This is a genomic window from Bradyrhizobium sp. UFLA05-89 (genome assembly GCF_059803475.1).
In genome coordinates this window covers 1-15,824 of record NZ_JBANBA010000150.1, presented here as the reverse complement: position 1 = coordinate 15,824, position 15,824 = coordinate 1, and the positions used below count along the sequence as shown (strand labels likewise).

General features: G+C 57.8%; 10 protein-coding genes. 4 read left to right on the top strand and 6 right to left on the bottom strand.

Annotated elements, in window-relative coordinates; translation table 11 throughout:
- Window positions 1–3,071 (bottom strand): ATP-binding protein (locus SO139_RS41815; protein ID WP_498541867.1); only part of this gene is annotated, 3,071 nt, incomplete at its 3' end.
- A gap of 620 nt (window positions 3,072–3,691) precedes the next feature.
- On the opposite strand from SO139_RS41815, the gene SO139_RS41810 reads away from it, so the two are divergent.
- Window positions 3,692–4,240, top strand: coding sequence for a PAS domain-containing protein (locus tag SO139_RS41810; protein WP_498541866.1), 549 nt, complete (start codon window positions 3,692–3,694; stop codon window positions 4,238–4,240).
- A 174-nt stretch (window positions 4,241–4,414) separates the two neighbouring features.
- Entirely contained in the window at window positions 4,415–5,017 is a 603-nt protein-coding gene (locus tag SO139_RS41805) for a sulfite oxidase-like oxidoreductase (protein ID WP_498541865.1), read from the top strand.
- Between the two features lie 129 nt (window positions 5,018–5,146).
- Here SO139_RS41805 and SO139_RS41800 read toward each other — a convergent pair whose 3' ends face one another.
- The 3 genes from SO139_RS41800 to SO139_RS41790 all read right to left on the bottom strand — a co-directional run bounded on the left by SO139_RS41800 (window position 5,147) and on the right by SO139_RS41790 (window position 8,344).
- A complete protein-coding gene (locus SO139_RS41800; protein WP_498539211.1) occupies window positions 5,147–5,539 on the bottom strand; it encodes a response regulator transcription factor in 393 nt (130 codons plus the stop codon).
- A 358-nt stretch (window positions 5,540–5,897) separates the two neighbouring features.
- Window positions 5,898–6,554, bottom strand: a complete 657-nt coding sequence (locus SO139_RS41795; protein WP_498539207.1) for a response regulator transcription factor — start codon at window positions 6,552–6,554, stop codon at window positions 5,898–5,900.
- Window positions 6,555–7,162: 608 nt separating this feature from the next.
- Window positions 7,163–8,344 carry a helix-turn-helix domain-containing protein gene (locus SO139_RS41790; RefSeq protein WP_498541864.1) on the bottom strand — a complete coding sequence of 394 codons (1,182 nt, stop codon included), beginning with the start codon at window positions 8,342–8,344 and terminating at the stop codon, window positions 7,163–7,165.
- A 759-nt stretch (window positions 8,345–9,103) separates the two neighbouring features.
- On the opposite strand from SO139_RS41790, the gene SO139_RS41785 reads away from it, so the two are divergent.
- The gene (locus SO139_RS41785) at window positions 9,104–10,333 is read left to right on the top strand and encodes an ABC transporter substrate-binding protein (RefSeq protein WP_498541863.1); all 1,230 of its coding nucleotides are present in this window, start codon (window positions 9,104–9,106) and stop codon (window positions 10,331–10,333) included.
- A 189-nt stretch (window positions 10,334–10,522) separates the two neighbouring features.
- Here the strand turns inward: SO139_RS41785 and SO139_RS41780 are convergent, their stop codons facing one another.
- Both SO139_RS41780 and SO139_RS41775 read right to left on the bottom strand, forming a co-directional pair.
- Window positions 10,523–11,023: a LysR substrate-binding domain-containing protein gene (locus SO139_RS41780; RefSeq protein ID WP_498541862.1), complete on the bottom strand. Its 501-nt coding sequence runs from the start codon at window positions 11,021–11,023 to the stop codon at window positions 10,523–10,525.
- Window positions 11,024–11,193: 170 nt separating this feature from the next.
- Window positions 11,194–11,370 (bottom strand): LysR family transcriptional regulator, encoded by a 177-nt coding sequence (locus SO139_RS41775; RefSeq protein WP_498541861.1) that lies wholly within the window; start codon window positions 11,368–11,370, stop codon window positions 11,194–11,196.
- A gap of 693 nt (window positions 11,371–12,063) precedes the next feature.
- Between SO139_RS41775 and SO139_RS41770 the strand changes: the two genes are divergently transcribed.
- Window positions 12,064–15,824 (top strand): ATP-binding protein (locus tag SO139_RS41770; RefSeq protein ID WP_498541860.1); only part of this gene is annotated, 3,761 nt, incomplete at its 3' end.

Sequence of the window (15,824 nt, the reverse complement as noted above, 5' to 3'; positions counted from 1 at the left end):
TAGGTCGCCGCGATCTTCTCGTAACCGCGCTCTGCGTAGAAACGGCCGGCAATCTCATTGGCAATTGCCTGGTTGTGCACGAACCCGTATTTGTGAGCCTCGCGGATGGCCTCGTCGTACAGCTCCTGAGCGTCCTGTACCCGGCCCTCAATGCGGGCGATTTCGGCGCTTACCAAGGCGACGCGATCTTGGAAGGTTTCAGGGTTGATCTCCGCCCACATTTGGAGCTGCCGGTGGTGGTCCAGCACAGAATCGAAATGCCTCGGTCTCTCCTCCGGTGTGGCGTGATCCCAGATCGCCGCATGCGCCAGCGCGCCATAGAGTCGATACTCCGCCGACTCGAACATTGCCGCCGACGTCCAAAGCAGCGATTCCGCGTGCAGTGAGGCGTCCACCGCCGACGCAAGGTCTCCGGCGAAAAAGTGCGCCTGCAGCTTTCGGGTCCAGTAATAGAACTCGGCGAACACCAGAGCGGGGCTCTTGGCCAAGCGGCGTTCGGTATCGAGTTCGCTGTATCCCTTGTGATCCAGGCACCCAAAAGTTGCAGTCAGCCCGCGCAACGTGAGGATCAAACCGAGTTGTGCTCCGCAGCGCTCGATGACCAAGCCGAAATGCACCCGCCTAGCAAATGCTAGGCCGTTCTCGCATTCCTTTTGCACTTCCGCGAGTGGATCCCCGGCGGCGAGGCAAACCGTGACGGTCAGCAGCTCACACTCGGCTGCTAGATACTCGATCGAGAAGATGAGCTGGTGATTACGTTTCCAAGTCTCTTCTGGAAGAAGGGCTCTGCCGGCTCTGAGATACTTGAGCGCCGAGTCGTATGCTGTCGAGAGCTTCGCGCGCCGGCCTGCGATCAGATTAAGTTCTGCAACGCGCTCGCGGTCCTCGACTAAGGTAAGGAGATGGGAGCCCCGGTTGAGCTGATTAACGATCTCAAATATCGCCTCCTCACGTTTTTCAGCGGGCGTGCGCTCGGCGAGGAGCATTCCAATGCGCAGGTGAGCCTCGGCACGCAACTCCTTAGGGATAAGCGAGTAGGCGGCTTCCTGCACGCGGTCGTGCAGGAAGCCGTACGAATTTTCCGCACGGAAGATGAGGCCCGATCGCACGGCTTCCCATAGATGGTCGTGCATGTCCTCGGCCGAGCCTTGATGCCCCATCCGCAACATCTCGAACTCTGCACTGTTGCCCATGCAGGCGAACTGCTGGAGTACCTTCTGAGTTTCTGGCGGAAGGCGCTTCAACTTCTCGACCATCAGCTCTACAACATTGTCCGTGAAGCCTTTGTCACGAATGCGGAGCAGGTCCCAAACCCAACTCCGCGCGCGGTAATCGAATGTCAGCAGACGATCATCCGCCAGAGTAGAAATGAACTGGATTGCGAAGAATGGGTTGCCCGTGGTCTTTTCGTGAATCAAGTCTGCCAGTGGGGCCGCGCGCTCCATTTGGCAGTGAAGGGAGTCCACAAGCAGTTTACCTAGATCGTCGCGACTGAGCGGTGTGAGAACGATGTCCTGCACTGCCGCTCCGGCCCGACGGATCGCTTCTATCTTACGTACCAGCGGGTGGGTGGCATTGACCTCGTTGTCCCGATACGCACCAATGAGCAGTAGGTGCGGCAAATCGTTGCCGGTCAACAAATCCTCGAGGAGGTCGAGTGTGGCGACATCCAGCCATTGCATGTCATCGAGGAAGAGCGCGAGCGGATGTTCAGGCCGCGCAAATACGCCGATGAACCGTCGAAATACGATCTGAAAACGTCTCTGCGCTTCCTGCGGCGGCAATTCGGGCACCGGCGGCTGCTCGCCAATGACATGCCTCAATTCCGGGACGAGATCGACGAGGAGCAGTCCGTTGGGACCCAGCGCCTCACGAAGTGCGCCCTGCCATTTGCGCAGGTCTTCCTCGTTCTGGCTGAGGAGCCCCCGGACGAGACTCTGAAACGCCTGGGCCAACGAGGCATGCGGAATGTCGCGCTTGTACTGATCGGATTTGCCTGATGCATACAAGCCGCGTGGCGGCACAAGTGGTTTGTGGAGCTCATTGACGACTGCGGATTTGCCGATGCCGGAGTATCCGGAGACCAGCACCAGTTCTGCTCGGCCACCGCCAACGATGCGGTCGAAGGCGGTGAGCAGAGTGTCAACCTCGCGGTCTCTCCCGTACAGCTTTTCGGGGATCAGGAGGCGATCCGGGGTGTCGCGAGCGCCAGGAGTGAAGTCATCGATCCACCCCTGGGACTCCCATTGGGACAGGCAGCGCCGAAGATCGCTCTCAACTCCCGCCGCTGTCTGATATCTCTCCTCCGCCGTCTTGGAGAGCAACTTCATCGTGATCGCGGAGACCGAGGCCGGCACGGTTCCCATCCGCTCACTGGGTGCGGCTGGTTGTTTCGCGATGTGACAGTGCACCCATTCCATCGGGTCGGAGGCCGCGAATGGAAGACTCCCGGTCAGCATTTCGTAAAAGGTCACCCCAAGCGAGTAAAGGTCGCTCCGGAAATCGATCGAACGGTTCATTCGTCCCGTCTGCTCGGGTGCCATATAGGCGAGCGTTCCCGCTATGAACTCCGGAGGTTCGGGCGACTGGCGCTCGCGCGGAAGTTGGGACGCAATGCCGAACCCCGTGAGCCACGCGTTGCCGGTGTCGTCGACAAGGACATTGGCAGGCTTGATATCCTTATGTATGAGGCCATGCTGATGGACTTGACCGAGTGCTCTGACCAGCCCAATGGCGGTGCTAAGGAAGCGGCTCAGGTCGAGCGGTTGCCGCTGGTCGCGTTCGAGAATCCGATCCAGCGGCTGACCGCCAGGGTCGTTTAGTAAGAGGATCGTCCGCCCTTCGTGACGAGTAATGGCCAGAGGCTTGGCAGCCCACGCGGGATCGAGTTCCGCTGCGAGCGAGTATTCGTGCATGAGCCGCCTGATACTCTGAGGCGACGGCGGTTCGAACAGTGCGGTCGCTAGGACCGGTGAGGGGTCGTCGTGCTTTCGGCCGCGGTAAAGGGTAAAGTCCGCGCTTTCCCGCAGGGGCACCAGCACGTACCCGGAGAGCCCCGGGATAGGTGACATTCTTGTCGCCACGGCATCACGACCTCCGAGTATTCATTTGGATCGGACGCTAACCCGGCTGTCGAGTTGGTTCAATCTTTCTAACGAATTGGAACTTCTATCGAACAACAGTGGGACTCTTGATCGACAGAGTCTCCCGCAGCGGCACTCCTGCTCACCGGGCGAGTGCGTTGGCTTCCGCCAAGCCTCTGCGCAGATGTGCCGAAGGCAGGAGCCTCCAGCGGCGCGTTTGCTCATAAAGCCGAGCCAAACCTCGAGAACTCCGCTTAATGGATTGTGGCTTTTCGACCATGTCTCCTGAACGCCGCCGCCCGCAACGTGTTGAATCTGCAAAACGTACGTTTAGTGTTCCGAAAACAGGTGGTTTGAACGGCGAACTGTGGTTACCCGCGATCTTTCGCGCTCCATCCACGTCGCGCGCTATCCTCGTCCTCGTTGCCCACATCATCTGGCTCATAGTCGCGCTATCGGAGATGTCTCCGCGAAGCACGTTTCTCCAGGACTTGAAGAGGTTCCGCAAAATTATCGGCATAGTCTGAAGTGTCATCTTGACAAACGGGACAGATGGGCAAAATGGAGCTTCATCATCCATTGGCTCTTTCGCGCAAAGGAGGTTGAAAATGGCAACCAGCGTGACAGATACTGGCTTAGCAACGAGCAAGATGATTTTGGATGGCGACTTCGACCAAATCGACTTCCGAGGAGAAGTCATTGACGGGCACCTTGTCGCAAAAGGAATTCTTGCAGACCAAGCGACAATGGATTCTATCCCAGTAGGGATATACGTTCTCGAAAAGGATGCCACCGTCGTCAAGTGCAACAAAGCTGCAATCGCGGGCTGGGGACGCACGCCGACTCTGGCCTCCGAAAAGTATTGCGGTTCACACCTTCTTCGTTACCCCTCAGGTCAAGTGATGCCGCACGAACTTGCACCACCTTCCGTGGTGATCAACAACGGCGCCACCGTTCGGAACGCCGATGTGATTTGCGAGCATCCCAATGGTGATCGTCTTCTGGCGCTCGTTAATGTCTTTCCAATTCGTGACAACGAGGACGAGGTGATCGGAGCCGTCAACATTTTCCGTCACAATACCAGCAAGACTGTTCCCGGCTTACTTTCCGACTCTGCAAGTAGTTCTAACTCCAAGATCGGTGACGGGGAGCAGTGAGGCTCCCCCTTCGCCGCTTCGGGCTGGAGTAGCATCTTGATAGGTCGCTTCTCGGAGTGTGAATTATCAGGACCCAATGGTGAAGTCCGCGCAACCCGGCTGACCGCGTTTCAGGCCCCGAAATGACTACGTGCGCCAGCTAGGCCGCGCTATACTTTTGCGGTGGAGCTATTTGTGCAATCGAACGAGCGATGCGAACGTGAGCGTGAGATGCGTGCCGCTGGGCGGCTGCCCCCAGGACAGTCGCTGACGCTCAAATGGCCGGTGCTGCATGTGGGCTCGGTGCCGCGCTTTAGTCCCAGGACGTGGGATTTTCGCGTTTTTGGACTGGTAGAGGAGCAGCTGCGGCTTTCATGGGAAGAACTCTCCAATCTGCCGCAGAGCGAAGTATTTACGGACATGCACTGCGTGAACGGCTGGAGCCGGTGCGAAAACCATTGGGGAGGATTACTCGCCACAGAATTGATGAAGCGAGTGAAGATGCGACCAGAGGCGCGGCATGTGATGGTCCATGGCGAGAACAATTACACGGCAAACCTGCCAATCTCGGATTTTCTGCGCCCGACGACGATTTTCGCCCTGCGGCATGACGGCGAACCCCTTACGGGTGAGCATGGCTACCCGATGCGCCTCGTGGTGCCAAACCTCTATGCGTACAAGAGCGTGAAGTGGGTGCGCGGGATCGAGTTGTTGGATCGCGAATCGCCCGGCTTATGGGAATTTAACGGATATCACATTTACGGCGACCCGTTCAAAGAGCAACGATCTTCGAGCTGAGCATCGGGACGCTAGAGAAAGCAGATGCTATTTTCAGCTGTCCGAACGCGGCAAGTTTCAAACGTGGGGCCCGGACGCGAACCACAACAGACCGAACTCCTGGCGGGGCGCCGGCAGCTGATTGAGCGGTCATGATGGTTTTTCATCCGATTTGGCGCGCTGTAGAGCCGATTCAACGCATCCGAGCAGAACTTCCTCGTCGATGGGTTTGGTCAGGTAGCCAACGACGCCCTGACCCAGAGCCCGAGCTCGCGCGCTGTCATCGGGGTAAGCGGTAATCAGAATTGTTGGTATGTCATAGCCACATCCTACCAAGCGGCTATGCAACTCAGTCCCAGTCATGCGCGGCATGTGGACATCAACGATCAAACATGAGGTATGGTGGAGTTCGGGAGACGCCAAAAAATCCACTGCGGACGGGAATGCCTCAATCGTGAAACCCATTGCCTGCATGAGACCCGCTAACGCCGCGCGAGATTGCTCATCATCATCGATGATCGAAATCTGAATCTTGCTAGACATATCCCCGCCTTCATCGCTGGGGATGCGCTCCGCCGCATTTCGCGTTCTATGTCTCATGAAGCACGCCGCGCGGCTATCGAATCATCGCACTGTAACGACCAGGGTCTGGACAGACGATTATATTTGTGGACGGGCGATGCCACACTTCGGAGTAATCGATGCTATACTTTGGAATAATTGATGCAGAACTTCTGAATGGTTCAACCGGGGTTGGGCCACGTCCGAACGCGTGCGTTGATGCCAAGCCGTTGCGCACGACGCGGCAACGGGGCCCTTCCGGCAGCTGATTAAAAGCATCAGTTGGTTTGCGCAAAAAACGATGTCTTCGCTGATGGAGGCACCTGTCATCACGAAGCGATTAGGACCGCGGCGACTTTATGCCAAGCGTCTCCGCTATTTTGACAAGCTCGGCTAGCGATTGCGCACCCATCTTCTGCATCATGTGGCCGCGGTGTGCCTTCACAGTGATCTCAGCTACGTCTAGCTGGAAAGCAATCTGCTTGTTCTTTAAGCCCGCGGTCACGAGAGCCATCACCTCTTGCTCGCGTGGGCTCAAACGCTCGAGGCGCGTTTTCAGGTCCGTGAGGCGCCGCTCTGCCTTCCGCCGCGTCCGATCGCGATCAAGCGCGATCGTCACTGCATCCAGCATGTCTTGATCGCGGAACGGCTTGGTCAGAAAATCCACAGCGCCTGCCTTCATAGCCTTGACCGACATCGGAATGTCGCCGTGGCCGGTCATGAAAATGATGGGAATGGAAGCATTCATTTTCGACAGCTGGGTTTGGAAATCGAGACCGCCCAAGCCCGGCAATCTGACGTCAAGTACGAGGCAGCTCGCCACGTCGGGTAACAATCCGCCTTCGAGCAACTCCGCGGCCGACCCAAACAATTTGACCTTGAAGCCGACCGAGTTAAGCAAATCTCCGAGTGAGTCGCGGAAGTCCTTGTCATCGTCAACGACGACTATAGTTGGCTCCTCGGCTACCGCACGCTTTTGAATAGAATGCTGCACCACGGGATAATCTCCCAAGTTAGCAAAAAAATATCACCTTCACGAAGGCTGTTCAACACATGGCGCCGCGCGAGTTCCAGCGCGGAACGCCATGGTTCGTGGCCGCAAACTTCGCCAGGTCGATGGTTCTCAGTACTCTTGCTGTAAGCCGGCAAATTTTACGGAACGCCACAGGATCGCTCTGTGGCCTTTGGGCGGGCGGGCCGTTCCCCCTGAGCCGCTTCAGCTTTCGGTCGCCTTGCTGAACTCCCGCGGCGGGATTTCTGCTTTCTGTTCGCCAAGAGTCTTCCGGCTGGGTTAGCCAAGATGGCAAAATCAGTCTTAGCCGGTGCCGGTGGGCTATGCGAACATCGAGTACGGCAGATCTCCGATGCCGTGTGTTATCGGGTTCGGCGGTTTAAAGATCAACACGATCCGTTACGCGCGATACCGTGGTCACCGCTTCGTTCGCGAGAACGGATGCCGCCAAGGCCATCACTCGTAATGCAGGTCGTCTTCCGGCTCGTGAGCTGCATTCCTAGCGGACGCCGACAGCCCGATCGTCCTCATCGCAATGCGAGGCCGAGATGCCTCCACTTTCCGAATAGCAAACTTGGTCGCCTCGTCGCGGGTCATTCATATGTCATAGGAGGAGCCACGCTCCGCCGGTAATCCGCCGGAGCAATTCCCGTCGCCTTCCGGAACGCCGTGGCGAACGCGTTACGACTGCTGAAGCCTACCGCCCGACCGATTTCCGTCATCGAGCCTGCGCGGTTTGTCAGCAGCAACTTGGCATGCTCAACACGACGGGTGGTTTGGTACCGATGAGGCGGCATTCCGAGAGATTGCTTGAATACCCGGCAGAAATGATACGGGCTCAGACGAACGAGCCGCGCCAACGTGCCAATCGGTATCCGTTCATTGAGATGTTCCTGGATATAGGCTGTGACGAGTCGTTGCTGCCACGGTGCAAGGCCACCTTGGATTTGAGGTTGAATGCTGGACATCCTGCAAGTGAAGCGCACGACTTCATGTATAAGCAGAGTACCGAGGCTCTCGAAGTAGATCGCGTCTCTTGCAGAGCTCTCAACAAACGTCTTCAGCTTGAGCGCGGTCTGCCATAGCGTTTCGTCCTCAAATAGTAGGCGAGCGTTCGGTAGGTCAGTGATGCCACGCTTAGAAAGAGCCTTCAACTTCTCAGGTTCGAAGTAGAAGTACATGAGCCGCATCTGCGACCCACGCGGCTCGTGCCAATCGTGAAATTCGCGGCCGGCCGGCACGAATGTCAGCTTCCGCTGGAGGTTCCGGAGCGCCAATAGCGGCAAACCCTCCACGAATGTCTCTCCGTCGCGGCGCTCCCCCTTCTCGTACATCACGAGCATATGCATTGGAGCCCGAAAACGATGTCGGATTCTGCCTCGGTTGGTGAAACGCACACATTCGGCCGCCATGCCGTCCCCCGTTACGGTAAGGCGTACCACACCCTCGGAAGGAGAGATTTCAACGACAGGATGGATCGCGTCCGCCGCGACGCGACCATCCAATCGGCGAGCCGGATCGAAAATGGACGAGTCATAGTCGCCTCCATCGATCGGAGATCGAATTATCGGCAGCACCTGTGATCTTGAAAGTTGTTGCAGATCTCCAGGGTTGTGCCGCGAATCGCACGGCTTCGATAAATTCTCGCCTAAACGGACTTGCTGGAGTTCGGCTCGTAGCGTGGGGGGCGAAAGTGGTGGGCGGCATTCTGCCATCGCTTCTCCCGTTCGCTTGAGTTGGAGTCGTGCCGTCAACTGGTCATCATCTTGTCGCATGGAGTCGAACTCCGGGTCCTATTCAGGATCGCCCGGAAGCCGCTACAAGCGATGCGAGGTGAGCTTGCCCTGCGACACGCAAGTTCTCAACTGCACTTGCGTTTGCACGTCTGACAGGAAGGACGAAACTGGGATAGACTTTGGCGGAGTGGGACTTCGACTTTTGGATATCCTGCTTCGACTTATTTGGCGCGGGGAGTCACTTGGCCGAGTCCGATTTTGAAACGTCGCGCGCGCGGTCCCAAGTTTGTTAGGTCCCTCAACGTCGCGCGCTCATGCTACAAGGCGTCTGCCATCTTAAGGCCGCCGGAAGGCTGGCCGCAGGTTCTCCCGCAAAAGACTGCTCTTCCACGGCCTGTTGTTCGGCCAGCAATATGTGCTCCGCAACTTGACCAGCTCTGACGACGCGAGCGTTACCGACGTGCCGTTGGAGAGTTCGAAAAGAGACCTTGACAACAAATTGCATTAAAAGGGCCGATTGACACGATGTTTGCGAAGACCATCCGACATGGCTTGTGACCGCCGGACGAAAGCAGTCGCGGCTATCCGCCTCATCGCCGCTTAATCTCGTCTTGAGAATTAGGGGCAGCTCCATTGACGAATCTTGCGAACTGACGCCAAAAGCGCACGCGAGTGACGTTCGTGAAGATCGACAACGCCTGATGAATGGTGTTCACTCTCGGAGAAGAGATCCGGGCGAGGTCTCCCGAGTGTTCCAATAACGATAGGCACATTCATTGGTTCATAGGGAGAAACGAGATGTCCTTCGTCGCGCGACGATTGGCGGCGTTTTCGACCGCCATCATAATGCTCGCTGCCAGCGGCGGCGGCGCACTTTCCCAGAAGAAATACGATGCCGGCGCAACCGACACCGAAATCAAGATCGGCAACATCATGCCCTACAGCGGCCCGGCGTCGGCTTACGGCACTACAGGCAGGACCGAGGCCGCCTACTTTCGCAAGATCAACGGCGAAGGCGGCATCAACGGCCGCAAAATCAACTTCATTTCCTATGACGACGGTTACAGTCCACCAAAAGCGGTCGAGCAGGCGCGCAGACTGGTTGAGAGCGACAAGGTTTTCCTCATCTTCGGCTCGCTTGGCACGCCGTCCAACACCGCAATACAGAAATATATGAACACGAAGAAAGTGCCGCAACTGTTCGTGCAGACCGGCGCGAGCAAATGGAATGATCCGCAGAACTTCCCGTGGACTATAGGTTGGTCGCCCAACAATCAGAACGAGGCACGGATCTACGCGAGGTATATTCTGAAGGAAAAGCCGAACGCGAAGATCGCCGTCCTCTACCAGAACGACGACTACGGGAAGGATTATCTCAAAGGCCTGAAGGATGGCCTCGGCGCCAAGGCTGCGTCGATGATCGTTGCCGAAGACGCCTATGAGGTGGCCGAGCCGACCATCGACTCGCACGTCGTCAAGATGAAGTCGCTCAATGCCGACGTATTCGTCGACATCACCACGCCAAAGTTCACGGCGCAAGCCATCAGGAAGGCGGCCGAAATCGGCTGGAAGCCAGTGCACGTCCTCAATAGCGTCAGCACCTCCATCGGAGCCGTCATCAAGCCCGCCGGGTTCGAAAACGCACAGGGCATCATTTCGGTGACCCATCTGATGGACGCGCTCGATCCGCAATGGAAGGATGATCCCGGTATGAAGGCCTTCGACGACTTCCTCGCCGACGATTTCCCCCAAGGCAATCGGGACGACAGTCTGGTGATGACAGGCTTCAATATGGCCCAGACGCTGGTGCAGGTGCTCAAGCAGTGCGGCGATAACCTCACGCGCGAGAACGTGATGAAGCAGGCTGCAAACCTCAAGGACTTCAGGACCACCAACCTGCTGCCCGGCATCAAGATCAACACCAGCCCGATCGATTACGCGCCGATCAAACAGGTGCAACTCAGGAGGTTCAAGGGCGACAGATGGGAGCTGTTCGGGCCCACGCTAGGCAGCGAAATCGGAGGCTAGAACGCTTTATTCGATCATAGCGGCCTATGTCGATCCGGCGCAACGTCTCCGACCTTCAATGCGCGCGATGCCACGTCCGTATCCGCAGGGAGCCCACGAGGTGGCTGGATGACTCCTAGTCCGCGGCGCTGAACATGGTCAACAGCTCGGTGCGAATCTGGGCGAGTGTCTTGTCGGTCTGGTTTGGCATCAGTAAGACGTCATTGGCTGGAAGCGATTGCCCGCCGGCGTGCGTGTCGTGATCACACCTCCGCGATCGTTGCGCGCGGCATTTGGGGAGTTCGACCGACCAGTCGCGAAGCCGCGCGACCTAGACGAAAGCGTCCAGCGCCGGCGAATAGCGGCCCCCTGGACAGTCAGCAACCGCACCTCCCGCGAAATTAGGTCACCTCCGAGCGGAATGGTCTTGAGCGTCGGAAGGCTCGGCATGTGCTCGGGCATGAGCATCACGCCCAAGCCAGCTGCGGCCATATGCTGTAGGTGCAAGGCGTGGCCGCTGCAGTGGCCCAGGCGGGGAGTTCCTCGGGGAAATACGACCGTTGGATCTCCGGTGCGTTCCAGCAAGACGGTCTCGCGGAGATCATCGATGCCGATCGAGGGACGGTTTGCGAGCCGGTGTGTCGGCGAAGCGTTCCTCGAGCAGCAACCAGTCGTCGAGGCGAGCGGGCACGTCCTGAATCTCCCGACCATTGCGGCGTTGATCTCCCCTCAAGCAAGAGGTCGACGAGCTTCTCCGCTGCGTTCTCGCGCAGCTCGACCTGAAGTCCAGGGACAAACTTTTCGATCTCAGCGATCAGATCGAGGACGAGCGAGGCTGCGAGGGCGATGTTCAGGGGCGCGACCTCCTTGTGTTGGAATTCCTAGGCTCTGCTACGCAGTGTCTCTGCCGAGGCCAGCGTGCGCGCCAGCATTGGAAGGACTTCCTTCCCAAGGTCGGTGAGCTGCGTCAGTTGGCGCTCGCGGTAGATCAGCTGGCCGCCGAGCTCCTGCTCGAGCTTCTGCACCCCCTTGGACAGGGCGGGCTGCGTGAATCGCACTGCTCGGCCGCAGGGGTGAAGGTGAGCGTGGACGCGACGGCGAGGAAGTAGCGAACTTGATGAAGCTCCATGGGCTGTTGTTCTCCGTCAAGGTGCTGCCGACTCTTGACGAGCCTTGCGTCGCCCCGGGACTCGGGCGGACATGGTCGTTCACCAAGAGAGGAAGGCGACCTCGGTGACCGTCAACGGCTCCCTGGTCGTTCACCTTCAACGGGATCGGATTGGCGGCCGTCGCCGGGCTAGTCTCGATCATCGTAGGGAGCCGCGAGGAGGGGATCTCGGATGGGCCGCTCGTGCGCTTCCTCGCTGACTGAGACATGGGCCCGGTCGAGCTGCACGCCGTCTTTCCGGCGTGCAACGCTGCGAAGCTGTCCGTGCGTGCATTTCACTTGCTTGGTTCAAGTGCCGTCATGATCCTTCCTTCTGGGTCGCAGTTGCGCCCAGAGTCCCCTCCGGACCAGCGAGCATGGCGCGTATTGACGCGCGTGTGCTGTCCTAAAGCCGGGCGCTCCAAATTGTTGCTAAAAAAGAAGGAGAATCCGCGTCCGCCGTATCAGGCAAACCCGAGGGACGGCTGGCATTTCTCGGGCGATGGAGTACGATTTCTTCGGGCTGGCGAGAGGCCGCGCGCGTGGCACTCGAATAGCTTCATCAGCCGACTTCAAGCCGAGGCCCGACGCCGGAGTCTGACAGATGGTGCAGCAGTCGCTGTACGTCGCGTACTCGGACGGTTGCTCTCAGGTGTTGTGGGAGGATGGCGAGCGCGTGTTCAGCCGTGGTTGGCGACTCGATGACAATGGCAACCGGATCGCCGTGCTGCTTGTTGCCCCTGCCACCGACGACCCTTCCCGGACAAGACTCGATCGCCTCACGCACGAATACGAGCTGAAAGATGAGCTCGACGGGGCATGGGCGGCGCGGCCGTTGGCCCTCATTCGCGACGCCGGTCGGACCGTACTAGTGCTCGATGATCCGGGCGGGGAGCCGCTCGATCGTTTGCTCGCTGGGCCCGTGGAGGTAGGACGCTTCTTGCGCCTGGCTATCGGTGTTAGTTCGGCTCTGGCCAAGCTTCATCAGCGCGGGCTCATCCACAAAGACATCAAGCCAGCTAATGTCGTGGTGGACTGCGCGGATGGACACGTGCGGCTCACCGGGTTTGGCGTCGCATCGCGCCTATCCCGCGAGCGGCAGGCGCCCGAGCCGCCCGAGACCATCGCCGGTACGCTTGCCTATATGGCACCCGAACAAACCGGGCGGATGAACCGCTCGGTCGACGCCCGCAGCGATCTCTACGCCCTCGGCGTCACGCTGTACCAGATGCTCACGGGCGTTTTGCCATTAACGGCGGGCGATCCGATGGAGTGGGTGCACTGCCATATTGCCAGAAAGCCGGTGCCGCCAAGGGAGCGGTTAGAGAGTGTCCCAGGGCTCGTCTCGGCGATCATCATGAAACTGCTCGCCAAGACTCCCGAGGATCGTTACCGGACCGCCGGCGGTGTCGAGCGCGATCTGCGACGCTGCCTGGCGGAATGGGAAGCGCGCCGCCGCATTGATGACTTTCCGCTCGGCCTCGAGGACACGCCGAACCAGCTGCTAATTCCCGAAAAGCTGTACGGACGAGATCGTGAGATCGCGACGTTGCTTTCCTGCTTCGATCGCATCGTCAAGACCGGTGTGCCGGAGTTGGTGCTGGTCTCCGGATATTCCGGTGTCGGCAAGTCCTCTGTAGTCAATGAGCTGCACAAGGTGCTCGTACCGCCCCGCGGCCTTTTTGCCTCGGGTAAGTTCGACCAATACAAACGTAATATTCCTTATGCCACGTTCGCGCAGGCCTTCGGGAGCCTTGTCCACCCGCTTCTCGGCAAGGAGGAAGAAGAGCTGAGCATCTGGCGCGATGCCTTTCGCCAGGCGTTGGGGCCAAACGCGGGGCTTATCATCGATCTTGTCCCCGAATTGAAGCTAATCATCGGAGAACAGCCGCCGGTTCCTGTCCTTCCGTCATTGGATGCACAACGGCGATTCCAATTGGTATTCCGGCGATTCATCGCTGTATTCGCACGGCCGGAGCATCCGCTTACGCTGTTCCTCGACGATTTGCAGTGGCTCGATACAGCAACGCTCGATTTGCTCGAAGATCTGCTGAGCCGGCAGGACGTGCAGTACATGATGTTGATTGGCGCCTACCGAGACAACGAAGTGGACTCCGCCCATCCCTTGGCGCGCAGGCTCGAAGCGATCCGCAAAGCTGGCGCAATTGTGCAGGAGATCACCCTCGCGCCCCTGGCCCGTGAACACTTGGGACAATTGATTGCGGATTCCCTTCACTGCAAGCCGGAGCGCGCCACCTCGTTGGCGCAACTGGTTCAAGAGAAGACTGCTGGCAATCCATTCTTCGCTAATCAGTTTATTTATGCGCTTGCCGAGGAGGCGTTACTGATTTTTGACCACTGCAACGCGCGATGGTCTTGGGATCTGAATCGCATTCACGCAAAGGGCTACACCGATAACGTGGTGGACCTAATGATTGGGAAGTTGAGTCGGTTGCCCGTTCGAACTCAAAACGCACTGCAACAGCTTGCCTGTTTAGGCAACAGCGCGGATTTCGCACTACTTACGAAGGTTTACGGAGGCTCTAAAGATGTAGTGCATCGCGATCTCCTGGAAGCGGTCCGAGTTGGGCTCGTTCTCCCCTCAGAAAGCGCCTATAGGTTTCTGCACGATCGTGTCCAGGAAGCGGCTTATTCACTAATACCTGAAACGGCCCGCGCCGAAGCTCATATTCGAATTGGCCGCCTCCTCGCAGTCGGCATTTCGCCAGCGCAAATCGAAGAGAAGATCTTCGATATCGTAAACCAGCTCAATCGTGGCTCTCATCTCATAACGTCAGATCAGGAGCGTGAGTGGGTCGCAGAATTGAATCTAATTGCAGGTAGACGCGCGAAGATCTCAACGGCGTATACTTCAGCGTTATCGTATCTCGCCGCTGGTCGGGCGTTGTTGACCGAGCGGATTTGGGACCACAACTACGAGCTCATCTTCGCCATCGAATGTCTAACAGCCGAGTGCGAATTGCTGATCGCAAGTAAGGTGGCGGCCGAAAATCGACTTTCGATGCTAGCGCGTCGTGCCAGAAGCGGCCTTGATATCGCCGCAGTCACGCGTTTGCGGCTCACGCTTTATACCACTTTGGACCAGAGCAATCGCGGCGTCGAGATATGCCTTGAATACCTCCAGCGTGAAGGCGTTGATTGGTCACTTCATCCGACCAGTATCGAAGTACAACGCGAATACGATCGAATCTGGTCCCAGCTTGGAAGTCGACAAATCGAGGAACTCGTCGACTTGCCTTTGATGAGCAATCCGGACTTACTCGCCACTCTAGATATATTAGCCGAGTTTCCGGCAATGCATATCGAGGAGAACTTATCTTCGCTCGTTGTTTGTCGAATGGTGAATCTGAGCCTCGAGTATGGCAACAGCGATGGGTCATGCTTCGCTTATGTATGGTTCGCCCAGATCGCCGGACCTCGCTTCAGCAACTATCAGGACGGTTTTCGTTTCGGCCGGCTTGGCTATGAACTAGTAGAAAAGCGCGGCTTAAAGCGCTATCAAGCTCGAACGTACATGTCCTTCGGGAACATCGTCATGCCGTGGGCAAGACATGTCTTAGAGGGACGTGATCTGGTACGTCGCGCCTTTGCGACCGCCGACCGCACAGGGGACATTCCATTTGCGGCTTATAGCTGTAATCACTTGATAACCAACTTTTTGGCAGCAGGAGACCCGCTTGCTGAGGTGGAACGGGAAGCCGAGAAGGGTTTCGAGTATGCGCAGAAGGTGCGGTTCGGCTTCGTCATTGACAATCTCGCCATGCAGCTCGGATTTATTCGAACGCTTAGCGGACTGACTCCGACGTTTGGCTCCTTCAACCACGAGGGATTCGATGAGCTTCGATTCGAGCGCCACCTAGCGAGTAATCCGGTCCTGAAGCTGCTCGAGTTTCGATATTGGGTCCGTAAGCTACAAGCCCGGTTCTTCGCTGCGGATTATGGTTCCGCCATGGATGCGTCATCGAGAGCGCAACGGCTACTTTGGACCTCACCCTCACATTTTGAGACGGCGGAGTATTGCTTCTATAGTGCGCTCGGCCACGCGGCAGCATGGAATTTTGCATCTCCAGACGAGAAACAGCCGCATTTTGAGGCTCTTGTGGCCCACCAAAAACAACTCGAAGTATGGGCGGCGCGCTGTGCGGCAAACTTCGAGAACCGCGCTGTGTTGGTTGGTGCGGAGATTGCCCGGATTAATGGCCGCGCGTTCGATGCCATGAAGCTTTACGAACAAGCTATCCTTTCGGCACAGGCAAACGGCTTTGTCCACAACCAGGCAATTGCCAATGAGATTGCCGGCCGTTTCTACGCAGAGCGCGGTTACGAGAAGATCGCGGCGACCTA